The following is a 26,635-nucleotide window of genomic DNA, read 5'->3' as shown; positions in this document are numbered from 1 at the left end:
CGGAGGTTCGAATCCTCCAGGACGCGCCACTTATCAAAAAGCCTCGCTTATGCGAGGCTTTTTTTGTATCTGAAAAACAAACACTCACTACTTATTCTTTAGTCTGCGCTGTCAAAGTAGGTTTCTTTTCTTATCTGATTGAACTGCAATGTCACTTTGCGTATCTAGTCAATCATCTCTAATAATTCATCATCGGTGCGCCATGCTTTCTTCGTTTCCAGCAAAATGATGACTAACGTGATTTAAATAAAATGTGTTAATCACATGTTATAATGGTGTTTTTGTTTTGATCTTTACTCCTATCTTTTTGTTTTAATAGTTCTTTCTTTTAATCTCACTTGTTTTGTTTTGAAATCTTAATCGCAGTTTTCTCGTGCTCTTTGAATTAACCTGTTTATATATTGAGCATTCATTCTAACTCGATGGTTTAAGTTTGAATTGTGATCTGGGTAGTGAATAAATAATCAATTATGGAGATTATTTAAATCCTTCCTTAAACAAAATTGACAAAATTTAACCAATCGAGATAATCCATTGGTCGGGATTTGACGCTAATAAAGTCCTGCACGTTGTCAGGATGACAAAGAAAGGAAGCAACATGACGAATATAGGAAGCCTGCTAGTAGATGCGGCCACCCTTATGGTTACGGGGATGGCGGTCGTATTTATTTTCCTCACCATTCTTGTTTATCTCGTTCGGCTATTGTCGAAACTGGTACCAGAAGAAGTACCAGAGCCGATCGCAGCACCAAAAACAAATACCAAAGTTCAATCAACCTCTTCAGCTGTTAGTCCACAAGTAGTGGCAGCGATTTCAGCGGCGATTCATCAACATCGCGCTTCAATCGCGAAGTAGCCGAATATAGGATTAAAAAGGAGTTTAAGAGCATGTCTAAACCACTAGCTATTACCGATGTGGTCCTTCGAGACGCCCATCAATCACTGTTTGCTACGCGTATGCGTATCGAAGATATGCTGCCTATCGCAGCTGAGTTGGATAAGATTGGATACTGGTCCCTAGAAACCTGGGGTGGTGCAACGTTTGATTCGTGTATTCGATTCCTTGGGGAAGACCCTTGGGAGCGTCTACGTGAGTTGAAAAAGGCGATGCCAAATACACCAATGCAAATGCTACTTCGTGGTCAAAACCTTTTAGGATATCGCCATTATGCTGATGACGTAGTAGAGAAGTTCGTTGAGCGTGCTCATGCCAATGGTATGGATGTATTCCGTATCTTTGATGCGATGAACGATGTTCGCAATTTCCAAAAAGCGGTGAAATCGGCGGTAGATGTTGGCGCTCATGCGCAAGGCACCCTGTCATACACAACAAGCCCTGTTCACAATACGGATACTTGGGTTGATTTAGCAAAGCGTTTGGAAGATCTCGGTTGTCATTCTCTGTGTATCAAAGACATGTCTGGCTTGCTAAAGCCTTACGAAGCGCAAGAGCTAATCACACGCATTAAAGCCTCTTGTGATGTACCACTGGCACTTCACTGCCATGCTACCACTGGTCTTTCTACTGCTACGGCAATCAAAGCGGTAGAGGCTGGTATCGACATCCTCGATACGGCTATTTCTTCGATGAGCTGTACTTACGGGCATACTCCGACAGAAACGGTTGTAGCAATGCTGCAAGGTACTGAGCGCGACACCAATTTGAAACTTGATCAACTAGAACCTATTGCAGCTTACTTCCGTGAAGTACGTAAGAAATACGCGAAGTGGGAAGGGCAACTAAAAGGCGTGGACTCCCGTATCCTTATTGCTCAAGTCCCAGGTGGTATGTTGACGAATATGGAAGGTCAGCTAAAAGAGCAAGGTGCAGCGGATCGTATCGACGAGGTGTTAGAAGAAATCCCACGTGTACGTGAAGATCTTGGCTTTATTCCTCTCGTAACACCGACGTCTCAGATCGTTGGTACTCAAGCCGTCATTAACGTACTGACCGGCGAGCGCTACAAGAGCATCACTAAAGAAACCGCTGGTGTTCTCAAAGGAGAGTACGGTGCCGCTCCTGCGGCAGTGAATGCCGAACTACAAGCAAAAGTCCTTGAAGGTAAAGAGCCAATTACGTGTCGCCCTGCTGATTTGTTAGAGTCAGAAATGGAAGCTCTTACGGTGGATTTAATGGATAAGGCTCAGTCTGAAGGCATTAAGCTTGCGAGTGAACGCGTTGATGACGTACTTACTTATGCGTTGTTCCCTCAAGTTGGTCTGAAGTTCCTTAAAAACCGTGGTAACCCTGATGCTTTTGAACCAGCACCCACATTGGAAAGTGCAAAACCAGTTGCAGCGCCTGCGGCTCCAGTCGCGTCTGGTAGCGTAGAAACTTACAGTGTTCGCGTTGATGGACAAGTCTACGAAGTTGAAGTGGGGCCAAAAGGACAATTGACTTCTGTGACGCCAAGTTCAGCTTCTGCACCAGTGGCCGCTCCCGTTGCTCCTGTGACGGCAAATGCGGAATCGGTTCCTGCACCGCTTGCAGGAAACATCTTTAAAGTGAACGTTCAGCCGGGTGCTGAAGTCGCAGAAGGTGATGTCCTACTGATCCTTGAAGCAATGAAGATGGAAACGGAAGTTCGTGCAGCTCGCGGTGGTATCGTTCAAGAACTGAACGTTAAAGAGGGTGATGCCGTTACCGTTGGTGCACCTCTTCTCAGCTTGGCGTAAGGGAGTATCATGGACGGATTGATGACCTTATGGTCAGAAACAGGGATCGCTAACTTTGAGTTTGGCCAAATCTGCATGATGCTGGTTGGCTGTACGCTGTTGTTTTTAGCGATTCGTAAAGGTTTTGAACCATTACTTTTATTGCCAATTGGCTTTGGCGCTATCTTAGCTAACATTCCTAATGCGGGCTTCACTGAGCCGGGCGGTTTGTTGTACTACGTCTACTATATCGGGATCGAATCGGGAGTTTTCCCATTGTTGATCTTTATGGGCGTTGGTGCGATGACGGACTTTGGCGCATTGATCGCGAACCCTAAAACACTTTGGTTAGGGGCGGCAGCGCAGTTTGGTATTTTTGCGACCTTGTTTGGGGCTATTTTGCTTAACTTTGTGCCAGGGATGGAATTCTCGATGGCAGATGCATCATCTATCGCCATCATCGGTGGTGCTGATGGTCCAACGGCGATCTTCTTGGCCAGCAAGTTGTCGCCAGACTTATTGGGGGCGATTGCGGTAGCGGCATACAGCTACATGGCATTAGTTCCGATCATTCAACCGCCAATTATGAAAGCGCTGACTACCAAAGAAGAGCGTGAAATCAAAATGGCGCAGCTTCGTCATGTTGGTAAGTGGGAAAAAGTGTTCTTCCCGATGGCCGTGCTGTTGATGACGATTCTGTTCCTACCTTCTGCGACGCCATTGGTTGGTATGTTCTGTCTCGGTAACCTGATGCGTGAAGCGGGTGTAGTGGATCGTTTATCGAAAACTGCACAAAATGAACTGATCAATATTGTGACTATCTTCTTGGGTTTAGGGGTTGGCTCGAAACTGCAAGCTGACCAGTTCTTAAACTTGGAAACATTAGGCATTCTTGGTCTAGGCGCTGTGGCGTTCAGTATCGGTACAGGCGCAGGTGTTCTCATGGCTAAGCTTCTTAATAAGTTCTCAGAAGAGGACATCAACCCACTCATTGGCGCGGCAGGGGTGTCTGCCGTACCTATGGCTGCGCGTGTGGTGAACAAAGTCGGGCTTGATGCAAACCCTCAAAACTTCTTGTTGATGCATGCGATGGGACCAAACGTAGCTGGTGTACTTGGCTCCGCGGTAGCGGCAGGTATTCTGTTGGCCTTGGTTGGATAAAGACTCTTGTAACACGTAAATATAGTTATCGTGTTGAAGATAAAATTATCAACCAATTTACATGCTTGCCATTAACTTGGTTAAACAAAATGGTTTATAGTCAAAGGGATGCTCCGGCATCCCTTTTTTATTTGTCCCTCAGGGAGTGAGTTATGGAACATAAACAGATTGTTATCACTGAGTTTGGCGACGCCAATGTTCTGGCGATTCAAAGCGCTGAAACTCCGATCCCTAAGTCTGGCGAAGTGTTGGTCAAGGTGCATTATGCTGGCGTGAATCCTATCGATGTCAAAACACGAGCGGGACTTGGCTGGGCTGCTTCCCAGAATAAAGACAAACTGCCTTGGGTGCCAGGTTACGATATTTCTGGGAAAGTCGCCTCTTGTGGTACTAAGACTTCTCGCTTTGCTGTGGGAGATGAAGTGGCCGGTTTTATTGGCTTTCCTCTCCAAGGTGGTGGTTATAGCCAATATGTTTGTGTTCCGGAGTCGGAGCTAAGTCACGTGCCAAGTTCGGTCACGCTAGAAGCGGCGGCGGTTTTACCATTGGCAGGGCAAACCGCAGCTCAAGCATTAAGCAAAGCGAATGTCAGCGGGTTTTACCATTGGCAGGGCAAACCGCAGCTCAAGCATTAAGCAAAGCGAATGTCAGCGAATGCGATAGAGTATTAATTCTCGCAGGAGCGGGTGGCGTAGGGCACTTAGCGGTGCAGATTGCTGTGGCGACAAAAGCCGAAGTGTTTACCACCTGCAGTGAACGAAATTTAGACTACCTCGCCACACTTGGCGCTCATGCAGTGAACTATCAATTTGCACCAGTGTCAGAACGTGTTGAAGGCGTTGATGTTTTAATTGATTTGGTTGGTGGCGATGCGGCTCTAGATGCCCTCAAGTGCCTAAAAGACAATGCCCGCGTGATCACGGTACCAACGATTAGCGCTGAATTAATTTGTGACAAGGCCAAGCTGTTAGGCTTCGAGGCAAGCGGTATGTGGGTTGAGCCAGATCCTTCACAGTTAGACACGTTGTTGTACATGGTAGGTGTGGGATTACTTAAAACAGAAGTGCAACACATTTACCCTATGACTGAAGTTATCGCCGCACACCAACAAGTGGAATCGGGGCGAACGAGAGGCAAGGTATTACTTGATATGACATGCTAGACGCATTCAATTCAGCTTTTGAACATTTAGCCCTTTGGTTTTCTGATTCAGCATTGTGGGTGCTTTTTTTAACGGGTTTTCTGAGCGCCACCTTACTGCCTGGTGGCTCTGAAGCTGGGCTGATCGCAACTCTCTCACTCAATCAATATGCGGTTTCTTCTATTCTTTTGGTTGCCACAATAGGTAATACGCTTGGTGGCTTAACCAATTACTGGCTTGGGTTATGGATCCCCAATAAAACCCAAGAAGAAAAACATGGTCATACCGCTTTAAAGTGGCTAGCAAAATATGGCTACTGGGGATTATTTTTCAGTTGGTTACCAATTATTGGTGATCCGTTGTGTCTCGCGGCTGGATGGTTAAGGATGAAACTTCTGCCGTGTGTGATTTTAATATTTTTAGGAAAAGCCGCTCGGTACAGCTTGTTAGCGGCCATTTATCTCGGATTATTTTAAGGAAAGTACATGAGAATGTTTTGGGTTGGCGCGTGCTCACTGTTAGTGATCACGGGCTGTGCATCAAATTACCCTGTTTCATCGTTGCCAAAAGGGGTGACTTTCGTCGAATCATCGAAAGCAGAAGACGGCAAAGTTAAGATCCCATATCAAAAATACAAACTCGATAACGGCTTGACCGTAATTCTAGCGCCAGAGGGCTCTGATCCATTGGTACACGTTGATGTCACGTATCACGTCGGCTCAGCTCGTGAAGAAATCGGTAAGTCGGGCTTTGCGCACTTCTTTGAACATATGATGTTCCAAGGTTCAGAGAACGTTGGCGATCAAGAGCACTTCAAAATCATCACAGAGGCGGGTGGTACGTTAAACGGTACGACCAATCGCGATCGCACCAATTACTTTGAAACCGTTCCTGCGAATCAGCTGGAAAAAATGCTGTGGCTTGAATCGGATCGTATGGGCTTTTTACTTGATGCGGTTTCACAGCGCAAATTTGAAATTCAACGATCTACGGTGAAAAATGAGCGTGCGCAACGTTATGACAACCGTCCGTACGGTTTGATTTGGGAACGTATGTCTGAAGCGTTATACCCAGAAGGTCATCCTTACTCATGGCAAACCATCGGTTACGTTGAAGATCTTGACCGTGTTGATGTGAATGATCTTAAAGCATTTTTTCTGCGTTGGTACGGTCCAAATAACGCGACGATCACGATCGGTGGTGACTTAGATGTCGAGCAAACACTGGAGTGGGTAAACAAATACTTCGGTTCCATTCCTCGCGGTCCAGAGGTTGAAAACGCACCGAAACAACCAGCTAAGTTGCAAGAAGACAAATACATTACGTTGGAAGATCGTATCCAACAACCGATGGTAATGATTGCGTGGCCAACCACATACAGCGGCGAAGAGAGCCAAGCATCTCTGGATACGCTATCGGAAGTATTAGGTGGTGGTACCAACAGCGTGCTGTACCAAGATTTAGTGAAGACGCAAAAAGCGGTTGATGCGGGTTCCTTCCATGACTGTGCAGAGCTTGCGTGTAATTTCTATGTCTACGCGATGGGAGATTCTGGAGACAAAGGCGATCTTTCGACCTTGTATGATGAGCTTATGAAGTCGATGAGCAAGTTTGCAGAGAAAGGCGTCACTGACGATCGTCTGGAGCAGTTGAAAGGTAAAGCTGAAGCGGATGCGATTTTTGCGCTTGAAAGCGTGAAAGGTAAAGTCACACAGCTAGCGTCGAATGAAACTTTCTTTGGCCAACCTGATTTGATTGAAAAACAATTGGAACAGATTCGCGCCGTGACTCCTCAATCTGTTGAGAAGGTGTACCAAAACTTTATTCAAGGTAAGTCGAAAGTCACCTTGAGCGTGGTACCAAAAGGCAAAACGGATCTTGCTGTTAAGTCTGCGACATTTACAACGCCAGAGCGTACCTTGCCAGAGTACAAAAAAATTACCGATGATCAGTTAGCCTATCGCCGCGCAACGGACAATTTTGATCGTTCAGTACAGCCACCGGTCGGTGAGTCAGTGAAAGCAACAATGCCAGAACTGTACAACGTGCACTTTGACAACGGCTCTGAACTACTCGGCACCGTGAGCAACGAAACTCCGACAGTCATGATGCAATTCAGCTTGCCTGCGGGCACGCGTTTTGTGGAAAAAGGCAAAGAAGGCCTAGCGCAACTGACGGCCGCTATGTTGCAAGAAGGAACGACCAAACGTAGCGTGGAACAAATTCAAGCTGAGCTCGATAAACTCGGCAGCATGATCTCTGTCGATGCCACAGGCTACACGACGAACATCAGCGTTTCTTCTTTAGAAAAGAATTTAGAGCCAACACTGAAAATCGTTGAAGAGATGCTGCTATCGCCTGCGTTCAAACAAGAAGATTTTGATCGTGTGAAAATGCAGGCACTCGAAGGGCTTGTGTACGAACATCAAAATCCAAGTTGGATGGCATCTCAAGCAAGTCGACAAGTGCTGTATGGCGATTCTGTTTTTGCACGCCCAAAAGACGGCACGCAAGCTGGTGTCAGTGCGCTAACGCTTGATGATGTGCGTGAGTTCTACGCTAAGCACTACACACCGCAGAGCGCACAAGTCGTGGTGGTGGGTGACATTGCTAAACAAGACATTGAGCAGAAGCTTGCGTTTTGGGCTGAATGGAAAGATGAAGCGGCACCACTTTATGCTCCTCAAACAATACCAGCATTAGGTGAGCAGAAAATTCATCTTGTCGACAAACCAGGTGCACCGCAAAGTGTGGTTATGATGGTTCGTCAAGGCATGCCTTATGATGCCACGGGTGACTTTTATCTGAGCCAGCTCGCGAACTTTAATCTAGCGGGTAACTTTAACAGTCGCATCAACCAAAACCTGCGTGAAGACAAAGGCTACACCTACGGTGCTTACGGTTACTTCTCGGGGAATCCTGAAACCGGTTCGGTTGTATTTACCGCGCAAGTTCGTGCCGATTCGACGGTCGCATCGATTATCGAGATGGAAAATGAGCTGAATGAATACGCTCAATCTGGAATGACTGATGAAGAAATGAAATTTATGCGCCAAGCGGTCGGTCAAAAAGATGCACTGAAGTATGAAACGCCGACACAAAAAGCGGAACTCATTAGTGATATTCTCAAATACAACCTCGATCAAGATTACTTGCAGCAAAGAAACGCTATCGTTGAGAAAGTGGATAAGCAAACTTTGAATGCATTAGCTCAAAAATGGTTTGATCCGAATGACTATCAAATCATTGTCGTTGGTGATGCTAAATCACTTCGTCCTCAACTAGAAAAGTTGGGGAAAGACGTAGAAGAGCTTGAAATCATTCGATAGAGTACACATTTAATAGCGGAGAGTGATCTCTCCGCTATTCATCTAGATAAGCGACTTTTAATGGGTTGTTTATCTAGATGCATGAACTATCAATAACTTAGCTTTCACTTGTCCCGAGCGACAAGTGTCCTGCTCCTAATATAAGCGAACCTCATTTTGACTGATTTTGCTGCGCGACTAAAAAAAGTTGCATCAAACCCCGAAGTATTTAAGCAGTTTGGACGCGGTGTTGAGCGAGAAACTTTGCGCTATCGTCAGGATGGACACCTAGCAACAACACCTCATCCAGAGGGTTTGGGCTCAGCGTTCACAAACAAATGGATCACCACCGACTTTTCTGAATCGTTGCTGGAGTTCATCACTCCGGTTTCTCATGACATTCCAGAATTGATGGCGCAACTGAAAGACATTCACCATTTCACTCAAACCAAAATGGGCGAAGAAAAGATGTGGCCGCTTTCTATGCCATGTTATGTCGGCAGTGAAGATGATATTCAGCTTGCTCAGTACGGTTCATCGAACTCGGCGAAAATGAAAACATTGTACCGTGAGGGGCTAAAACGCCGTTACGGTAGCTTGATGCAGATTATTTCTGGTGTTCACTTCAACTTTTCATTCCCTGAGTCATTTTGGGATGCGCTTTATGGTGAGCAGGATGAGCAAGCTCGCCAAGACACCAAATCAGCTGCTTACTTTGCTTTGATTCGTAACTATTACCGTTTTGGTTGGATGATCCCTTACTTCTTTGGTGCATCGCCAGCGTTATGTGGTTCGTTCATTCAAGGCCGTGAGACTAAACTCCCGTTTGAAAGCATCGGTGGGACACTGTATCTCCCTAAAGCGACGTCTCTTCGCTTGAGTGATCTTGGTTATACCAACAGTGCTCAAAGCGTATTGAAAATTGGTTTCAACAGTATTGACCAATATCTTGAAGGTTTAGGTGATGCGATTCGTCGACCATCTGAAGAATTCGCAAAAATTGGAGTAAAAGTGGATGGTGAGTACCGTCAGCTCAATACCAACATTCTCCAGATTGAAAATGAATTGTACGCACCAATTCGTCCGAAACGCGTAGCGAAAAGTGGTGAGAAGCCATCAGATGCATTGAGTCGTGCGGGCGTGGAATACATTGAAGTGCGCTCATTAGATGTGAACCCATTCAGTGCCGTTGGTGTTAGCGAAGAGCAAGTTCGTTTCTTAGATCTTTTCCTAACGTGGGCGGCGTTGTCAGATTCTGACCCAATGGATAACTGCGAACTAGAATGCTGGCGTGACAACTGGAACAAAGTGATCATCTCTGGTCGTGAAAAAGGTTTGATGCTGCAGATCGGTTGCCAAGGTGAACGCTTATCTTTGCAAGATTGGGCGAAGCGAGTATTCGTTGAGTTGCGCCAAATTGCAGTAGAGATGGATTCTGCGGCTGGTGGCGATGCTTACCAAGCTGTATGTGACAAGCTAGAAGCATGGATTGATAACCCTGAACTGACGATTTCTGGCCAATTGCTTGAGCTAACCAAAGAACTTGGTGGACTTGGCAAAGTAGGTTGTGCTCTTGGCATGAAGTTCCGTGAAGAAAATCTGGCTCACGGTTACCAACATTACTCGCAAGATATAATGGAAACGGAAGTGGCTTCTTCAGTTGAGAAACAGCGACAAGCGGAAGAAAGCGATACGTTATCTTTTGACGAGTTTCTGGAAAACTACTTCGCTTATCTAAAATAATAATCAATAAGTAAGGATTGGGTGGGATTGAACATTAAGCCGTTGGTTGTATCGGTGCTAGGAAGTGTGTTGCTTGCGGGATGTGCGACAGCGCCACCAAAACAGCAAGATAACCTATGTGAGATATTCCGAGAAAAATCTGGTTGGTATGATGATGCGAAAGATATGGAAAAAGAGTGGGGAACGCCCATTCATGTTGCCATGGCCATCATCAAGCAGGAAAGCAGTTTCCGCCATGATGCCAAACCACCCAAAGATTACGTATTGGGTTTCATTCCTTGGGGACGCGTAAGCAGTGCGTATGGCTATGCACAGGCTCAAGATCCAGCTTGGGATGACTTCCAAGATTCCACCGGGCAAGGTGGTTCGCGCTCCAATTTTGATGATTCGATAATGTTTGTTGGGTGGTATACCCACGAGACTCGTCGCCAGTTAGGCATTTCATTGTGGGACCCTTATAACCAGTATCTGGCCTATCATGAAGGGCGAGGCGGTTATAAACGTGGAACTTACAAAAGAAAGCCTAGTTTGATGAAAGTGGCTCGGCGCGTTGAGCAAACCGCAAAGACTTATGGCTGGCAGCTGAAACAATGTCGTCAGGAATTGGAAGACAACAGCAGCTGGTTCTTTTAACCCCATTTGGGTATAAAAACCAAACCAATACCTCAAGGTGTTGGAATTACAATCAGGAGAGATGTAATGCCTTTACTCGATAGCTTCACCGTAGACCACACTCGCATGAATGCGCCAGCAGTGCGTGTCGCGAAAACCATGCAAACTCCAAAAGGAGATACCATTACGGTTTTCGACTTACGCTTCACTGCGCCTAACAAAGACATTCTTTCAGAGAAAGGCATCCATACACTAGAGCACTTGTACGCAGGTTTCATGCGCAATCACCTAAATGGTGACAGTGTGGAAATCATTGATATCTCACCGATGGGATGTCGCACTGGTTTTTACATGAGTCTCATTGGTACGCCTTCTGAACAGCAAGTCGCAGACGCATGGCTTGCTTCTATGGAAGATGTGCTAAAAGTGGAAAGCCAGAACAAAATCCCTGAGCTAAATGAGTACCAGTGTGGTACTGCAGCGATGCATTCTTTAGAAGAAGCACAGCAAATTGCCAAGAACATTCTAGCCGCAGGTGTGTCTGTTAATAAAAACGACGAGTTGGCTTTACCAGAATCAATGCTAAAAGAGCTGCGCGTAGACTAAGTTCTTTTGGAACGGCAACACAAAACAAAAAGCCTGACATGAGTCAGGCTTTTTGTTTTGGTTATTTGGACGTTGATTTTTTCTTCTTCGGATAGACTCGAACTAATTTGATTCGGTTTTCTTCGATTTCAACAATTTCCATCGGGTGGCCCGCGACACGGACACTTAAATGACTCTCTGGAATATCTTCTAGGTGTTCCAAAATCAGACCATTCAAGGTTCTAGGGCCATCGGTAGGTAAATCCCATTTCAAACCTTTGTTGATATCGCGGATATTGGTGCTGCCTTCAATTAAGAAACTGCCATCGCCTTGTGGGCTGATTTCATCAGACAAACTAGGAGAAATAGACGTCGTGAACTCACCAATGATCTCTTCTAGGATGTCTTCAAGGGTGATTAGACCGATAATATCACCGTACTCGTCTACGATCAGACCGATGCGCTGCTTGTTGCGCTGGAACTTCAACATTTGTACGTTCAGCGGCGTTCCTTCGGGAATGTAATACACTTCATCTGCCGCGCGCAGTAACGTCTCTTTGTTGAACTCGTTCTTTTCTAGCATCAAACGGTACGCTTCACGTAAACGCAGCATACCAACCACTTCATCGATTTGGTCGCGATAAAAAACGATTCGACCGTGTGGCGAGTGTGTTAACTGACGAACAATGGATTTCCAGTCATCGTTAATATCGATACCCGTAATCTCATTACGTGGCACCATAATGTCATTTACAGTAACGTGTTCGAGGTCGAGAATAGACACCAACATGTCTTGGTGACGACGAGGGATAAGTCCGCCAGCTTCATTTACGACCGTGCGTAACTCTTCCGAACTTAGATGGTCCTCTACCGTGTGATCAGCTTTCACGCCAAGCAAACGAATGAAACCATTAGTAATAAAGTTCACCAGCATTACGAGCGGTGATAGCACTTTCATTAGGATAGTGAGCAAGATGCTGCTCGCGTAGGAAACACGCTCTGGATACAGCGCTGCAACGGTTTTTGGTGTGACTTCGGCAAACACCAAGACAACCATAGTTAGTGCACCCGTTGCGATCGCGACACCTAAATCGCCGTATAGGCGCATGCCGATGATGGTCGCAATTGCTGAAGCAAGAATGTTCACGAGGTTGTTGCCGATAAGAATAAGACCAATCAAGCGATCTGGTCGGTCTAATAACTTTTCGACACGTTTGGCGCCCTTATGCCCACTTTTCGCTAAGTGCTTCAAGCGGTAACGGTTCAAAGACATCATCCCTGTTTCTGAACCAGAAAAATAACCTGATATGACGATAAGACACGCGAGTAGCGCAAATAAGATACCCGTAGATATGTCGTCCAAAACGTAGCTGTTCCTTGTATGTTTTTGGCAATTCAACAGCAAAGTGAGCTGCGAATTCAATGAATTAATGCGTACTGTATTTTATCTGTCCGCGAATATAAAGGATAAAGGAGCCCGAGAGCTCCTTAATTCAAGATGATTTCTTTTACAAAACGACTGCCAAAATAGGCCAACGTTAATAACGTCGCACCAGCAACCGCAAACCACGTTACTTTTCGACCGCGCCAACCTTTATGGTAGTGGCCCCAAAGTAAGATGGAATAAACGATCCACGCAATGAAGGAAAGAATACCTTTATGCGCTTTGCCTTGCGCAAACATGTCTTGTACAAACACAAAACCAGTGATGAGTGTGCCTGTTAGAAGTAAGTTACCAATCAGAATGATTTTAAATAGCTGACGTTCAACCATTAGCAGCGGTGGTAAATTAGGGTTAATAGCCAGCGACTTCTTCGCTTTTAATTTGTGATCGAGCCAAGCCAATTGCAGCGCGTACAAAGCGCCGATGGTGAGCGTTGCATAAGAAAATAGTGCAAAAGAGATATGAATGAGTAGCTTCGGGTCATTTTCTAAGTGCTTGACAAACGTGCTTGGTAAAAATGTGGCAGCAGTTAAGTTGATGGCAGCAAAGCTATAAACGACAGGCAATAAAAACCACAGTCGGTTTTTCAACATTGCAATGCTCATGACCAGCGAAATAATAAAACTGATCAAAGACGCGACGTTAAGAATACTCAGGTTTTGACCAGAACCATCAAATATCAGGTCACTCAAAATCCACGCATGAAAAACAAGCGCACAGGCAGCACTGGCAAACACTGTTTTTGCTTTGATTCCTGACTGTTGAGAGAGTCCAGGTATGATGGTCGCAATCGCCAAAACGTAGAGCATGGCGGCCGCGATGGCAATTAAGCTATCCATGAATCCTAAATGTTGTTGTGCACGGTGACGAAATTATACCTTGCATTACTCTTTGGGGCTACGTTATATGCGTCATCAATCATGAGAGATGAGATATTGAAATTAACAAGTTAGCCCTCAACTTAGTTATAAGAGTAGTGTTCGGGTATGACTGTGACGTTGGCTAAGGTATACTCACCCTAATTAATCGCCATTTTAGCGAAGAGACAAAGATGTTTGAGAATTTAACGGATCGATTATCCAAAACGCTGAAAAATATCAGTGGCAAAGGTCGTCTGACCGAAGACAACATTAAAGAAACCCTGCGTGAAGTTCGTATGGCCCTTTTAGAGGCTGACGTTGCACTTCCTGTTGTTCGCGAATTCGTAAACCGCGTTAAAGAAAAAGCGGTTGGCGTAGAAGTTTCTAAATCCTTAACTCCGGGCCAAGAATTCATCAAGATCGTTCAAGCAGAGCTTGAAGCGGTAATGGGTGAGTCTAACGAAGCGCTTAACCTAGCAGCACAGCCGCCAGCAGTACTTTTGATGGCAGGTCTACAAGGTGCGGGTAAAACCACATCGGTAGGTAAGCTATCTAAGCTTCTAAAAGAGCGCGATAAGAAGAAAGTGCTTGTGGTGTCTGCCGACGTTTACCGTCCTGCGGCGATCAAACAGTTAGAAACACTAGCATCAGACATCGGTGTCGACTTCTTCCCATCTTCACCAGATCAAAAGCCACTTGATATTGCTAACGCAGCAATCGACCACGCGAAGAAGAAATTCTACGACGTATTAATTGTCGATACCGCTGGTCGTTTGGCTATCGATGAAGAGATGATGGGGGAGATCAAAGATCTTCACTCAGCTATCAATCCTGTTGAGACGCTGTTCGTTGTTGATGCAATGACAGGTCAAGATGCGGCGAACACAGCAAAAGCCTTTGGTGATGCACTACCACTTACTGGTGTGATTCTTACTAAGGTTGATGGTGATGCGCGTGGTGGTGCTGCGCTGTCAGTTCGTCATATCACGGGCAAGCCAATTAAGTTCTTAGGTGTCGGTGAGAAAACTGACGCACTAGAGCCGTTCCACCCTGATCGTGTTGCATCGCGTATTCTTGGCATGGGCGACGTTCTGTCTTTGATTGAAGACCTACAACGCAATGTTGACCAAGAAAAAGCAGAGAAGCTAGCGAAGAAGTTCAAAGAGAAGAAAGGTTTCGACCTTGAAGACTTCCGTGAACAGCTAGGTCAAATGCAAAACATGGGTGGCATGATGGGCATGCTAGACAAGCTACCAGGTATGTCTCAGTTACCATCTGACGTGAAAGACAAAGTCGATGACAAGATGTTCAAGCAAATGGAAGCGATCATCAGCTCAATGACGATGAAAGAGCGTCAACGTCCTGAAATCATTAAAGGCTCGCGTAAAAAGCGTATCGCTGCAGGTTCAGGTGTACAGGTTCAAGATGTTAACCGTCTACTGAAGCAGTTCACCCAAATGCAGAAGATGATGAAGAAAATGCAGAAGGGCGGCATGAAAGGCATGATGCGTAACATGCAAGGCATGATGGGCGGTATGGGTGGAGGCGGCGGCTTCAATCCATTTGGTCGATAATTCATCGATGTGACTATAGTTTCAGGGTGTTAGCTGCGTCACAAACTTGAATTTCGATTTATGTTGGTGAAAAAGTAACTAAACCCTTGCATTGCTCCGGGATAAGAGTAAAATTCCGGAGCTTTATTTTGGCACGAGACCCCAGATTGTTCAGGTTATTGAACGGTTTTTGGGGTTAATTTTATTTTTGAGAAAGCAAAGAGGACGACATGGTAACCATTCGTTTGGCACGTCACGGCGCTAAGAAGCGTCCATTTTATCAAATCGTAGTAGCGGACAGCCGCAACGCTGCAACTGGCCGTTTCATCGAGAAAGTTGGTTTCTTCAACCCAACTGCTAAAGGTCAAGAAGAAGGTCTACGTCTAGACCTAGACCGCGTTAACCACTGGGTTGGTCAAGGCGCGTCTGTATCTGACCGCGTTGCTAAGCTAGTTAAAGACGCTCAAAAAGCGGCTTAATTTTTACTTCAGAAGTAGAAACTAGTTTATGTCGATGAAAGGTAAAGAAACAATGAGCAACGAAAAGATTGTTGTAGGCAAGTTTGGTGCTACTTACGGCATTCGAGGTTGGCTTAAGGTTTTTTCCTACACAGACAATGCTGAAAGCATTTTCGATTACAGCCCTTGGTATATTAACCAAAAGGGCAAGTGGGTTGAGTACAAAGTAGAAAGCTGGAAGCGCCATAACAAAGGTATGGTGGCTAAGCTGGAAGGCATGGATGTTCGTGAAGACGCGCATTTAATGACTAACTTTGAAATTGCTATTGACCCTGCAGTACTTCCTGAATTGTCAGAAGATGAATTCTACTGGCGTGAATTGTTTGGAATGCACGTAGTAACCACTAAAGGTTACGATCTAGGTGTCGTTACTGACATGCTAGAAACTGGCTCAAACGATGTTCTGGTTGTTAAAGCAAATCTTAAAGATGCTTTCGGGCAAAAGGAACGACTAATTCCGTTCCTTGAAGAGCAAGTGATCATCAAAGTTGATCGCGAAGCTCAACGGATCGAAGTTGACTGGGATCCTGGATTCTAATCTCCAAAATTACAGAGCGAGATAAACATGTGGGTTGGCGTTATTAGCCTTTTTCCTGAAATGTTCCGTTCTGTTACTGATTTTGGAGTAACAGGTCAAGCGGTTAAAAAAGGTCTTTTGTCGATTGAGACATGGAATCCTCGCGATTTCACTCACGACAAACATCGCACTGTCGATGACCGACCTTACGGTGGTGGCCCTGGTATGTTAATGATGGTTCAGCCTTTACGCGATGCCATTCATACCGCTAAGAAAGCCTCACCGGGTAAGACGAAAGTCATTTACCTATCTCCTCAAGGTCGTAAGCTCGACCAAAAAGGAGTCGAAGAACTGGCAACAAATGAGAATTTGCTTCTGATTTGTGGTCGTTATGAAGGGGTAGATGAGCGCATCATTCAATCTGAAGTCGACGAAGAATGGTCGATTGGGGATTTTGTGATGACGGGTGGTGAGATACCAGCCATGACGTTAATTGATTCTGTATCTCGGTTTATTCCGGGCGTATTAGGAGATTTTGCGTCAGCAGAAGAAGATTCTTTTGCTAATGGCTTGCTAGATTGCCCTCACTATACGCGTCCAGAAGTATTGGATGACAAAGAGGTGCCATCGGTACTGATGTCAGGCAATCACAAGGACATTCGTCAATGGCGACTAAAGCAGTCGCTGGGCCGAACTTGGCTTAGAAGACCAGAGCTCCTGGAAAACCTAGCTCTGACTGACGAACAGGAACAATTACTTGCAGAGTTCATTAGTGAGCATAATGCAAAGTAACCTAATTTATTTAGTATCAGTTTATTCTAGGAATTTTAAAAATGAGTAACATCATCAAGGCTCTTGAAGAAGAGCAAATGAAATCAGGCCTACCTAAATTTGCACCAGGTGACACTGTTGTAGTTCAGGTTAAAGTTAAAGAAGGTGACCGTGAGCGTCTACAGGCTTTCGAAGGCGTTGTAATCGCAATCCGTAACCGTGGCCTGCACTCTGCTTTCACTGTACGTAAGATCTCTAACGGTGAAGGTGTTGAGCGTACGTTCCAAACACACTCTCCAATCGTTGATAGCATCGAAGTTAAACGCCGTGGTGCAGTACGTCGTGCCAAGTTGTACTACCTACGTGAGCGTTCTGGTAAGTCAGCTCGTATCAAAGAGAAACTTGCTAAGAAGTAATGCTATAACTAGCGTTCTCATTAAACGGAGTCCTTTAGGGCTCCGTTTTTTTTATGTTTGCCTCATAACTGGCTATTTCTCTTTCTACCGTTGTCATCGGTGCTCATGTACTGGCGTACACTCCGCGCCTCTTCCTAGGTAGCAAGAAAAATATCTGCGTTCTGAGCTAAACAAATTGCTTGTGTTTAAATAAATTACTTAACCCGCTGATATAGAGTGGAACTGTAACTTGAAAGGTTACAACCCCGATAGTAGTGGAGAAGCCTTCAGGGAAAGTTTTCCGACAGGCAATAAAAAAGTTGACGCTTTCACGCCAACTTCCTCAACTTTTAGAACCTAGAACCTAGAACCTAGAACCTAGAACCTAGAACCTAGAACCTAGAACCTCTAGTATTGATCTTCTGACCAGCCGTCACTGTCTGACATATCTGGGGCGCCAGCAATGGCATTTTCTTCATCTGCCCATTCACCAAAATCGATCATTTGGCACTTTTTACTACAGAAAGGGCGATGAGGACTTTGTTCTCCCCACTCAACGTCGGTACCACATTGAGGGCATTGAACGATAGTAATTTTAGACATAGTTGAATCGTCCCATTGTAATCTTGGTATTAAAGCGAAGTATTTAGAATAATAGCCTGATGTTTTGATTAGCTACAAACGGCTAATTCAAACTCGACATCTTGTGTGCATGCCTGACCATTTTCAAAAGCCATAAATTTAATCGCAAAACGATTTTTATGACCTGAAATCATAGGGTAGACGCCATACTTCATAGGAATATGAAGTCGGAGGATATTTGCTTCATCTGCGTCACTTTGGAAGAATCCTGCACGCGCGATTTGGGCTTTAAAATGACCGGTTTCACGAGCAAGCTTTAGCCACAAGGTGAGCGCATCGGAAAGTGGTTTCAAACTCTTTTGCCATTGGTTGGCATCATGCTTTTTACGTTCAATAGGCAGATGAAGCCAATAGTGTAATGCAGGTAAATCAAAGCAGCACGAGCCACCGGGTAGATTGAAACGTTGGCGAATAGAGCTAAGGAAGCGATCTTCTTTTAACGCTTGACCAAAACGCTCTGCACCCATTAATTGACTATGAACCACATCAATTTCATTGAGTAACGAATTGAGGGCTTCTTGATCAACACCTTCTACATTTAGCCAATGGCGATAGGAGAGGCGCTGTTTCTCAAGATCTTTAGCCAATTCACTTTTTAGTTGGATCTGCTCGAAGATCTCTACCATGTCAAAAAGAGCACGGAAAAAAAGTTGATACTGGTGATTATCGGCAAAACCAGAGGCCAAGTGAGCCTGACGCAGCAGAGACTCTACTCTTAGATAAATACGAGTTTTCTCATTTAACGGATGTTCAAATTTGTGCGTGGTCATCGACATAAGCCTTGGTGAGTTTCATTCCTATTTTCGCAGATTTTTCTTACACATGGCTAGGTACTTTTCGTGCAAATCTGTGATTTGAAGCAAAAGATCTGGGTCATTTGGATTGTTTTTAACCACATCGTCAGCGATATCGAGTCTCTGCTGTCTTGAAGCTTGAGAGGCGAGAATCGCATGTGCTTGCTCTTCGCTTACGTTGTCGCGTTTAACGGTGCGAGAAATTTGAGTTTCAGGTTCTACATCTACAACGAGGACACGATCGCACAAACTATCGAGGTTGTTTTCAACGAGTAATGGCACGACCAATAACGCATAATCCGACGTGACCTGTTGAAGGTCTACTATCATTTTTTCTCGAATGATCGGATGTAACAATGCATTGAGCCAAGCTTTTTCTTCTGGATTAGAAAAGATTTTTTCGCGTAACTTGGCACGATCTAAGGTGTTGTCGTCATGCGTAATGTCTTGACCAAAATGTTGAATGATTGCATTTAACCCGGGAGTTCCAGGTTCGACGACTTCTCGTGCGACAATATCTGCATCGACAATATCAATTTTAAACTGCTGCTTGAACAGATTCGCTACGGTAGTTTTACCGCTGGCGATACCACCCGTTAAGCCTATTACCAAAGCCATTTACACCCCTAAAATTGACGTGAAGTACCAACTTAGAATTTGGTCGCCCCAGATTAAGCTTACCCATCCTGCAATCGCTAAATATGGGCCGAAAGGGAAAGCTCTCTCTATACCTTGTTTTTGTAGTCGTAACTGAACGAGTCCGAATATCACACCGACGACGGAAGAAAGTAGGATGATCATTGGTAATGATTGCCATCCTAGCCAAGCGCCAAGGGCAGCCAGCAATTTAAAATCACCATAACCCATGCCTTCTTTACCAGTAAGCAGTTTGAAACCCCAATATACTGACCAAAGACACAAATAACCGGCAATCGCACCAATTACGGCGTCTTGTAGACTAACAGGGCTTATTTCTGTTAATGCTAACGCAATGCCAGCCCAAGTTAATGGTAATGTTAATTGGTCCGGTAGCAGCATAGTATCGAGATCGATAAAAGTCGCGGCTATTAAGACAAATGTGAAAAAGATTAACGCAACCGTAAAGTAGCTAAAGCCGAAATGATAAGCCACAAAACCAGCGCACGCAGCAGTGAGTAATTCTATCAGCGGATAGCGAGGACTAATTGCGGTATGACAATGATGGCATTTTCCTTTTAACAATAGCCAGCTGATTACAGGAATATTGTCTCGAATACGAATTGGCGTCGCGCAGTTTTGGCACGAAGAGCGAGGCACGCTTAATGTCAAAACTTCTTGAGGTGGCTTAATCTTATATTCAGGGAATGATTCGGCGCATTCACGGCGCCATTCTAATTCCATGATTTTAGGTAGCCGATAAATGACCACATTAAGAAAACTACCCACAATTAAACCGAAGATACTGGCAAACACAACGAATAGCCAAGGGTAGTACTGCAACACTTCCATATTTGTCTCTTGAGCGATAAGTCAAATCAGCAACATGCTATTTTGAAGGGATTAACGGCTCATTCTAGCCCAATACACTCATTAAGTTAAAGATTGGCAAGTACATTGCTGTGACCAAGCCACCGACAACGATACCTAAAAAAACGATAATCAATGGCTCTAAGATTTTACTGAGGTTATCGACGGTGTTGTCCACTTCAAACTCGTAAATTGTGGCAACTTTATTGAGCATATCGTCAAGTCGGCCGGATTCTTCGCCTATCATAACCATTTGCAGCACCAACTCAGGGAACACGTTGCAATTGCGCATTGCAACATACATCGGCATTCCTGCTGCGGTATCGCGATAAACCTCTTCGATAGCCAATTGATAATGCATATTTCCGGACGTTTTCGAGGTGGTTTTTAAACTGGTTAGAATCGGAATGCCCGCCGTAAAGCTTGTAGCGAGTGTTCGACTAAATTTTGCGATAGCGGCTTTCGATAAAACTGCCCCAAGGACTGGAAACTTAAGTACAGAGCGGTTGAGCATTAAGCGAAAAGAATCTGAACGCTTAGAGAGTACTCTCGCGGAGATACATACACTGATGGAGCCAAGTGCGATAAATGGGCTCCAGTTTTGTGTCCAAGCGGAAAGATCTAAGACTTGCCTTGTAAACCATGGCAATTCAGCGCCAAAGCCAACAAACATTTTTTCAAACTCGGGAATGACCTTGGTTAGCATGATAAACGATACTCCCAGTGCAACTAGAATAACCATGGCTGGATATATTAGAGCCTTGATCACTTTGGCTCTAAGCTGCTCATTTTTTTCCCTGTAGGTAGCTAAGCGTTCGAACACTTCGTCTAAGTTGCCCGATTGTTCTCCTGTCGCAATCAGGTCGGTATACAGCGGGTCAAAATGGTTGCTGGCGGTACGCATCGCTTTGGACATCGGTGTACCCGCTTCAACAGCCCGAGTTACACTCATCAAAATGGATTTCATTTCCGCTTTTTTGTGGTTATCAGAGACCAATTTCAATGCTTGTACTAGCGGCACACCGGTTACTAGCATCGTTGAGATTTGACGAGTGAAAACCGTGATGTCTTTCCCTTTTACGCGATGGCTAAGTTTGGTCAAAAAAGAGATGCTGCTTTTCTTTAGCTTTTTGATTTTGATGTGCTGGGCATCTAAGCGCTCTCGTACTTCGATTTCGCTCATTGCCAGAGTTTGACCAGAGGTCTTTTTCCCTGAGCTGTTGACGCCTTTCCAACGGAAGTTCTTTAATTGTGGTGTCGTAGTTTTCATAGGGGGTAACTGCTGATTAAAGGATTAGAAATAGAGCACGCGTTGTAACTCACTAAAGCTTGTGATGCCTTGTTTGAGTTTTTCTATTCCGGACATTTGCAAGGTGCTCATGCCGTTCGCAATGGCAAGCTTTTCCAGTTCATGTACCGAGGCTCCTTTAATAAGAGCTTCGGATAGAGATTCATCAAAGCGCATGACTTCATAGATACCTGTTCGGCCAGAATAACCATGGGTGCATTCGTTGCAACCATCTGGATTGGCTCTAAAAATGTTGTCAGTTGTTTGAATGCCGAGGTGCTGAAGTTGAACGGTATGCTCTTGCGGTTGTTTACAATATGGACAAAGTTTGCGAGCTAGGCGTTGGGCAATAATCAAACTAAGAGAAGAGGCGAGGTTAAAACTTTCTACGCCCATGTTTGATAAACGAATGATGGTTTCAGCCGCAGAGTTGGTATGCAAAGTAGAGAGCACTAAGTGACCGGTTTGGGACGCCTTAATCGCGATTTCCGCAGTATCTAGGTCTCGAATCTCACCCACCATGACCACATCGGGATCTTGACGCAGAAAAGAACGTAGAGCTTCTGCAAAGCCAAAACCAATCTTAGGTTGGACTTGAACTTGGTTAATGCCCGATAAGTTAATTTCTACCGGGTCTTCCGCTGTGGAGATGTTGATCTCTGGTTTATTGAGAATACTTAACCCAGTGTACAACGAAACGGTTTTGCCGCTTCCTGTTGGACCTGTCATCAGAATCATACCTTGTGGACGACGCAGAGCCTCTAAATACAGCTGTTTTTGTTGCTCACTATAACCAAGCTTGTCGATATCCAGTGATGCAGAGCTGCTATCGAGCAGTCGGAGTACGATTTTCTCTCCAAACAAGGTAGGTAGCGTGGATACCCGCATATCAATCGCGGTGTCTTGATTCAGTTTGAGTTTAATTCGCCCATCTTGTGGTAAACGTCGCTCGGCAATATCAAGTTTAGAGAGAATTTTGATACGAGCTGATAAGCGACGACTCAAGTGATTTGGCGGTTGCTGAGTTTCGATCAAAATGCCATCGCAACGTAGACGAACTCGGTACATCTTTTCATAAGGTTCAAAGTGGATATCGGATGCGCCTTTGCGCACAGCGTCCAACAGAATTTGGTTTATGTAACGGCTAACAGGAGACTCATCTTGGCTCAAGTCTTCAATGTTGTCGATTTCATCTGCGCCCACGTCAACCAGATTGGCTAACTCTTCTTGGTTGATCTCTTTTAATCCAGACTTCTCATGACTCAATGAACGACCATACAAGCGTCGAATTGCCGCGCTGAGTTGACGAAAATCCGCCAAGACTAGTTCAACCTGTAACCCTGTCGCAAAACGAAAGTCATCTTCTGTTTGTTGGTTCGTCGGGTCGGCAACGGCTAATAACAAAGTTGAAGGCGTACGCTGGAGTGGGAGTGCGTTATGTCGAGTGATTAATTCACGTAGACCGAGTTGTTGACAAAGCGAAGCGTACTCATACTGAGATAACTCGGGCTGACTCAAACTAAAGAGAGAACTTAAGTGCTCAGCGAGTTCGCTTGATGTAAATAATCCAGAACTGAGTAAAGCCTCTGGCATCGAAATGCCAGAAGCCTTGACTTGCTCAAGCAACGATTCTTCTTGGGAAAATGTTAGTAATCCTGCTTGGCGAAGAATTGTTGAGAGGTTGGTTATCATTTTTTGCAGGTTTTTGGGAGAAGTTCATTTTCTAGGTTGGTAGATGAACAAGCCCAAGACCCTTTTTCTTTTGTTCTAGTGAGTGTTAAATTTTTGGTCGCTACTAAGGAGCTTGCTCCGCTAGTTACTGAGGTAAAAGTAAATTCTATTGTACCACCATCAGTATTATCATCCCTTTTAAACACTACACTTCCCAGCGGCATGTCTGGTACACCCAAAGCCGTCGGTGATGCGTCAGAGACATTGTTTGGAAATAAGCCGTTTTCTACTGTGTATGCTTCTACGTTAGTTTTTGCACCAGTAAGTGTGGCTAAAACAGATGCTACTTCGCTTTTGGCAACGTATTTTTGGTACTGTGGCATTGCAATCGCCGCCAAGACACCAATCACTGCCACCACAATCATTAATTCAATCAGCGTAAAACCTTGCTGCTTCTTCTGTTTATTCGTTTTCATCTTCTTTCCTTAAGATAAATTTAGTTAATGCTTATGCATGGGACAGAAGAGTAAAAAGAGTAGAAACAAGTGGAAACTGGAAACGAAGTGGCTCTCGAGTGAGATAAAAATCTTTGCACTGTAGTTGCATATCACATACAAGGTTTTGCGAGTGGTGTTATTTTTTTAAGCGGATAAAAATAAAGAGCCTTGTGGCTCTTTATTTTTGTTTTAAAAGCGTAACTCTATGAGATTAAGAGAATTAGTATCGCTTGGTTCTCTGGAATTATTTGAAGCGCATCGAAAGATCCATCGCTTTTAGATGCTTAGTCAACGCGCCTACCGAAATGTAATCGACACCGGTTTCTGCGTATTCTGCGATGGTCTCTAGCGTAATGTTGCCGGAGTTCTCTAAAGCGGCACGACCTGCGTTAATCGCTACAGCTTCACGCATCATTTCTTTTGTGAAGTTATCTAGCATGATGATGTCGGCACCAGCGTTTATCGCTTGTTTCAACTCTTCTAAGCTTTCCGTTTCTACTTCTACCGGTTTGCCTGGGTTGAGCTCTTTCGCTTTTTGGATGGCTTGAGTGATGCCACCACAAGCAATAATGTGGTTCTCTTTAATGAGGTAAGCGTCGAACACGCCGATGCGATGATTAAAGCCACCACCACACGTCACGGCGTATTTTAGTGCGCTACGCAGACCTGGAATGGTTTTACGTGTATCTAGTAGACGACACTCAGTATGCGCGATTTTTTCAGCGTACTCTGCGGTAACTGTTGCGCAGCCAGACAGCGTTTGGATGAAGTTCATTGCGTTACGCTCACCAGTCAACAAGTCACGAGCAGGGCCTGTCAGCGTGCAAAGGGTTTGGTTAGGTTCGACTTTATCGCCGTCCTTTACGTGCCATTCAATGCTGACCTTGCCACCGAGCTGTTTAAAAACTTCATCTGCCCATGCTTGACCACAGAACACACCATGCTCACGAGTAATAATCGTTGCGGTATTAACCGCATCGGCAGGGATCAAAGATGCAGTAATGTCGTTATCTGCGTCGACACTGCCACCTAGATCTTCTTTTAGGGTATCAGCGACAGAGCGAGTGATCTCTAAAGGGAGTTGTTGTTTAAGGTATTCTAGGCGTTCTTGAATGTTGTGTGTGTTCTTCATCGCAAATCTTGTCTTGAAAGGGAGATGGCATCGAATGATACTCTCCGGTGTCAATAATTTCAGCAGTTAATTTGCAAACTATAGAGGTTGATATGTCCCCAATTATCGATAATGGATGGTTGACTCACGCAAAGCATGTTCCATCACCATTTTTTGATGCACGCAACAGCGAACACGATATCTCTCTATTAGTTGTTCATAACATCAGTTTGCCACCTGGTCAGTTTGGTGGGCCGTATATTGAAGATTTTTTCAGCGGTAATCTTGATCCTAACGCGCACCCATTTTTTGAGGTAATTCACAAAATGGGCGTTTCAGCGCATTGTTTAATTAAGCGCGACGGTGAGATTGTTCAGTTCGTTTCGTTTCTTGATAGAGCATGGCATGCGGGGCAATCAAGCTTTGCCGGGAGAGACCGTTGCAATGATTACTCTATTGGCATTGAGCTAGAGGGAACAGAATTTGTGGCGTATACAGAAGAGCAATATCAATCACTTGCTCGATTAACTCAAGCCATCATGCACCAATATCCTCAAATTACCTTGCCGCGAATTACCGGTCATCAATACATTGCTCCCTTGAGAAAAAGCGATCCTGGTCTAAGCTTTGATTGGGTTAAATATAGGCAGCTGGTTCAACGTTGATTTGTAGCAAAACTGTAAATTCAAAAAACGGAAATAAATAAGGCATACGATCAGGTATGCCTTTTTTTGATACGAGAAATATTAGTGGTTGTTAAAAATTAACTACATTTTTACGACTAATGAGTTCGTTTTGGTGAATAAATAGACTGATCATTTTGTCATTTTTTGTATTTCTTTTCCAAAACCGCTAGCACGTCTAATTCCCATTTGTTTTGTTAATGTAATTGGTCAGACCAATTTTTTTGCCGTTTTAATAGTCAATTGTTATCAGACTGTTGGTTGTAAGTCTGTTCTATGATTTAGGTCAATTTTTGGCTGGACAGTTGCGTTTTAATTATGTTAATTTCTGCACCAACTTAAAATTGGTATTACCAATTACCTGCAAGAGTAGAAGAACAATAAATTATGGCTTATCAAAGGATTCGTCAGCCAAAGCTCTCTGATGTTATTGAACAAGAGTTAGAAAGGTTGATTGTGGAAGGAACATTGTCTCCGGGGCAACAATTGCCACCAGAGCGCGAACTGGCGAAACAGTTCGATGTGTCTCGTCCTTCAGTCCGTGAAGCCATCCAACGCTTAGAAGCGAAACGTTTGTTAACTCGTCGCCAAGGTGGCGGTACTTTCGTTAGCGAAAACATCTGGAAAAGCTTTTCCGATCCTTTGCTGAATTTGTTGTCTAGCCACTCTGAAACCCAACTTGATTTGCTTGAGTCACGTCATGCAATGGAAGGGATTTCAGCGTATTTTGCAGCTTTGCGTGGTACCGAAGAAGATTTTGCACGCATTCAAGGCTGCCTTGAGCGCATTAGTAAAGAGCAAGCAAACAACGATATCGAAGCGGAATCAGCGGAAGTTATGCAGTTTTTAATTGCCATAACAGAAGCGGCTCATAATGTCGTGTTACTGCACATTGTGCGTAGCTTAGCTCCTCTACTTGAGCAAAACATTCTACAGAATTTTAAATTACTACGTCGCCGCCCAGAGGCGGTCGAGAAAGTGAGTAAACACCGAGCTAACATTGTGGATGCGATTGTTTCTGGTCAGCCTGAAAAGGCTCGTGAGATGTCTCATTCGCACTTGGCTTACATCGAAGAAACATTGTTGGATTTGACTCGAGAAGAGTCTCGACGAGAGCGTTCTCTGCGTCGAATTCAGCAGGGTAACAACTCGTAAGAGTGTTACTTAAATAAGTAGATCC

Annotated in this window: 25 protein-coding genes and 1 pseudogene; 16 read left to right on the top strand and 10 right to left on the bottom strand. The window is 44.6% G+C overall.

The window, feature by feature from the left end; all coding sequences use genetic code 11:
• The first annotated feature begins 598 nt into the window (after window positions 1–598).
• From OU793_RS01270 to luxS, 9 genes and pseudogenes are all read left to right on the top strand, one after another.
• Window positions 599–856, top strand: coding sequence for an oxaloacetate decarboxylase subunit gamma (locus tag OU793_RS01270; RefSeq protein WP_005493951.1), 258 nt, complete (start codon window positions 599–601; stop codon window positions 854–856).
• A 32-nt stretch (window positions 857–888) separates the two neighbouring features.
• On the top strand, window positions 889–2,676 hold the full coding sequence (gene oadA, locus OU793_RS01265) for a sodium-extruding oxaloacetate decarboxylase subunit alpha (protein WP_005462548.1): 1,788 nt from the start codon (window positions 889–891) through the stop codon (window positions 2,674–2,676).
• A 9-nt stretch (window positions 2,677–2,685) separates the two neighbouring features.
• Entirely contained in the window at window positions 2,686–3,816 is a 1,131-nt protein-coding gene (locus tag OU793_RS01260; protein ID WP_005462536.1) for a sodium ion-translocating decarboxylase subunit beta, read from the top strand.
• A gap of 152 nt (window positions 3,817–3,968) precedes the next feature.
• Window positions 3,969–4,978, top strand: a pseudogene (locus OU793_RS01255) (NADP-dependent oxidoreductase).
• Window positions 4,972–5,433, top strand: coding sequence for a YqaA family protein (locus OU793_RS01250; protein ID WP_017447676.1), 462 nt, complete (start codon window positions 4,972–4,974; stop codon window positions 5,431–5,433). Before OU793_RS01255 ends, OU793_RS01250 begins: the two are co-directional and overlap by 7 nt.
• Before the next feature lie 9 nt (window positions 5,434–5,442).
• Window positions 5,443–8,286, top strand: a complete 2,844-nt coding sequence (locus OU793_RS01245; RefSeq protein WP_140103789.1) for a pitrilysin family protein — start codon at window positions 5,443–5,445, stop codon at window positions 8,284–8,286.
• A 156-nt stretch (window positions 8,287–8,442) separates the two neighbouring features.
• Window positions 8,443–10,008: a glutamate--cysteine ligase gene (gene gshA / locus OU793_RS01240; protein ID WP_025518038.1), complete on the top strand. Its 1,566-nt coding sequence runs from the start codon at window positions 8,443–8,445 to the stop codon at window positions 10,006–10,008.
• Window positions 10,009–10,035: 27 nt separating this feature from the next.
• The gene (locus OU793_RS01235) at window positions 10,036–10,641 is read left to right on the top strand and encodes a hypothetical protein (protein WP_005484861.1); all 606 of its coding nucleotides are present in this window, start codon (window positions 10,036–10,038) and stop codon (window positions 10,639–10,641) included.
• A gap of 66 nt (window positions 10,642–10,707) precedes the next feature.
• Window positions 10,708–11,226 carry an S-ribosylhomocysteine lyase gene (luxS, locus tag OU793_RS01230; RefSeq protein WP_005462534.1) on the top strand — a complete coding sequence of 173 codons (519 nt, stop codon included), beginning with the start codon at window positions 10,708–10,710 and terminating at the stop codon, window positions 11,224–11,226.
• 61 nt (window positions 11,227–11,287) lie between these two features.
• On the opposite strand, the gene OU793_RS01225 is transcribed toward luxS, so the two are convergent.
• Together OU793_RS01225 and OU793_RS01220 are read right to left on the bottom strand one after the other, a co-directional pair.
• Complete coding sequence (locus tag OU793_RS01225; RefSeq protein ID WP_005462557.1) at window positions 11,288–12,568, bottom strand: HlyC/CorC family transporter; 1,281 nt, start codon at window positions 12,566–12,568, stop codon at window positions 11,288–11,290.
• A 125-nt stretch (window positions 12,569–12,693) separates the two neighbouring features.
• Window positions 12,694–13,488 (bottom strand): inner membrane protein YpjD, encoded by a 795-nt coding sequence (locus OU793_RS01220; protein WP_005462565.1) that lies wholly within the window; start codon window positions 13,486–13,488, stop codon window positions 12,694–12,696.
• A 212-nt stretch (window positions 13,489–13,700) separates the two neighbouring features.
• On the opposite strand from OU793_RS01220, the gene ffh reads away from it, so the two are divergent.
• The 5 genes from ffh (at window position 13,701) to rplS (ending at window position 17,284) form a co-directional block, all read left to right on the top strand.
• A complete protein-coding gene (ffh, locus tag OU793_RS01215) occupies window positions 13,701–15,083 on the top strand; it encodes a signal recognition particle protein (protein ID WP_005462555.1) in 1,383 nt (460 codons plus the stop codon).
• A 209-nt stretch (window positions 15,084–15,292) separates the two neighbouring features.
• Window positions 15,293–15,541, top strand: a complete 249-nt coding sequence (gene rpsP / locus OU793_RS01210; RefSeq protein ID WP_005379962.1) for a 30S ribosomal protein S16 — start codon at window positions 15,293–15,295, stop codon at window positions 15,539–15,541.
• A 28-nt stretch (window positions 15,542–15,569) separates the two neighbouring features.
• Window positions 15,570–16,118 (top strand): ribosome maturation factor RimM, encoded by a 549-nt coding sequence (gene rimM / locus OU793_RS01205; protein WP_005462552.1) that lies wholly within the window; start codon window positions 15,570–15,572, stop codon window positions 16,116–16,118.
• A gap of 27 nt (window positions 16,119–16,145) precedes the next feature.
• Window positions 16,146–16,889, top strand: a complete 744-nt coding sequence (trmD, locus tag OU793_RS01200) for a tRNA (guanosine(37)-N1)-methyltransferase TrmD (RefSeq protein ID WP_005462562.1) — start codon at window positions 16,146–16,148, stop codon at window positions 16,887–16,889.
• A gap of 41 nt (window positions 16,890–16,930) precedes the next feature.
• The gene (gene rplS / locus OU793_RS01195) at window positions 16,931–17,284 is read left to right on the top strand and encodes a 50S ribosomal protein L19 (protein WP_005462554.1); all 354 of its coding nucleotides are present in this window, start codon (window positions 16,931–16,933) and stop codon (window positions 17,282–17,284) included.
• Between the two features lie 387 nt (window positions 17,285–17,671).
• Here the strand turns inward: rplS and yacG are convergent, their stop codons facing one another.
• From yacG to nadC, 8 genes are all read right to left on the bottom strand, one after another.
• Entirely contained in the window at window positions 17,672–17,866 is a 195-nt protein-coding gene (gene yacG / locus OU793_RS01190; RefSeq protein WP_005462546.1) for a DNA gyrase inhibitor YacG, read from the bottom strand.
• A 68-nt stretch (window positions 17,867–17,934) separates the two neighbouring features.
• The gene (zapD, locus tag OU793_RS01185) at window positions 17,935–18,675 is read right to left on the bottom strand and encodes a cell division protein ZapD (RefSeq protein WP_023624252.1); all 741 of its coding nucleotides are present in this window, start codon (window positions 18,673–18,675) and stop codon (window positions 17,935–17,937) included.
• Between the two features lie 27 nt (window positions 18,676–18,702).
• Entirely contained in the window at window positions 18,703–19,317 is a 615-nt protein-coding gene (gene coaE, locus OU793_RS01180) for a dephospho-CoA kinase (RefSeq protein WP_031847490.1), read from the bottom strand.
• On the bottom strand, window positions 19,318–20,187 hold the full coding sequence (locus OU793_RS01175) for an A24 family peptidase (protein ID WP_015297252.1): 870 nt from the start codon (window positions 20,185–20,187) through the stop codon (window positions 19,318–19,320).
• A gap of 64 nt (window positions 20,188–20,251) precedes the next feature.
• Window positions 20,252–21,475, bottom strand: a complete 1,224-nt coding sequence (locus tag OU793_RS01170) for a type II secretion system F family protein (RefSeq protein ID WP_140103791.1) — start codon at window positions 21,473–21,475, stop codon at window positions 20,252–20,254.
• A 24-nt stretch (window positions 21,476–21,499) separates the two neighbouring features.
• Window positions 21,500–23,185 carry a type IV-A pilus assembly ATPase PilB gene (pilB, locus tag OU793_RS01165; RefSeq protein WP_140103792.1) on the bottom strand — a complete coding sequence of 562 codons (1,686 nt, stop codon included), beginning with the start codon at window positions 23,183–23,185 and terminating at the stop codon, window positions 21,500–21,502.
• Window positions 23,182–23,640 (bottom strand): pilin, encoded by a 459-nt coding sequence (locus OU793_RS01160; protein ID WP_029847971.1) that lies wholly within the window; start codon window positions 23,638–23,640, stop codon window positions 23,182–23,184. The genes pilB and OU793_RS01160 overlap by 4 nt, the downstream gene beginning before the upstream one ends.
• 265 nt (window positions 23,641–23,905) lie before the next feature.
• The gene (nadC, locus tag OU793_RS01155; protein WP_140103793.1) at window positions 23,906–24,793 is read right to left on the bottom strand and encodes a carboxylating nicotinate-nucleotide diphosphorylase; all 888 of its coding nucleotides are present in this window, start codon (window positions 24,791–24,793) and stop codon (window positions 23,906–23,908) included.
• 92 nt (window positions 24,794–24,885) lie between these two features.
• On the opposite strand from nadC, the gene ampD reads away from it, so the two are divergent.
• On the top strand, window positions 24,886–25,437 hold the full coding sequence (gene ampD, locus OU793_RS01150; protein WP_005462574.1) for a 1,6-anhydro-N-acetylmuramyl-L-alanine amidase AmpD: 552 nt from the start codon (window positions 24,886–24,888) through the stop codon (window positions 25,435–25,437).
• A gap of 405 nt (window positions 25,438–25,842) precedes the next feature.
• Complete coding sequence (gene pdhR, locus OU793_RS01145; protein WP_005462576.1) at window positions 25,843–26,610, top strand: pyruvate dehydrogenase complex transcriptional repressor PdhR; 768 nt, start codon at window positions 25,843–25,845, stop codon at window positions 26,608–26,610.
• The last annotated feature ends 25 nt before the right edge of the window (window positions 26,611–26,635 follow it).

The sequence above is a fragment of the Vibrio sp. VP6 genome, assembly GCF_028823755.1.
GTDB classification, from domain to species: Bacteria; Pseudomonadota; Gammaproteobacteria; order Enterobacterales; family Vibrionaceae; genus Vibrio; species Vibrio parahaemolyticus.
Note: the sequence above shows the minus strand (reverse complement) of the source record. Positions and strands in the feature narration are given on the sequence as shown.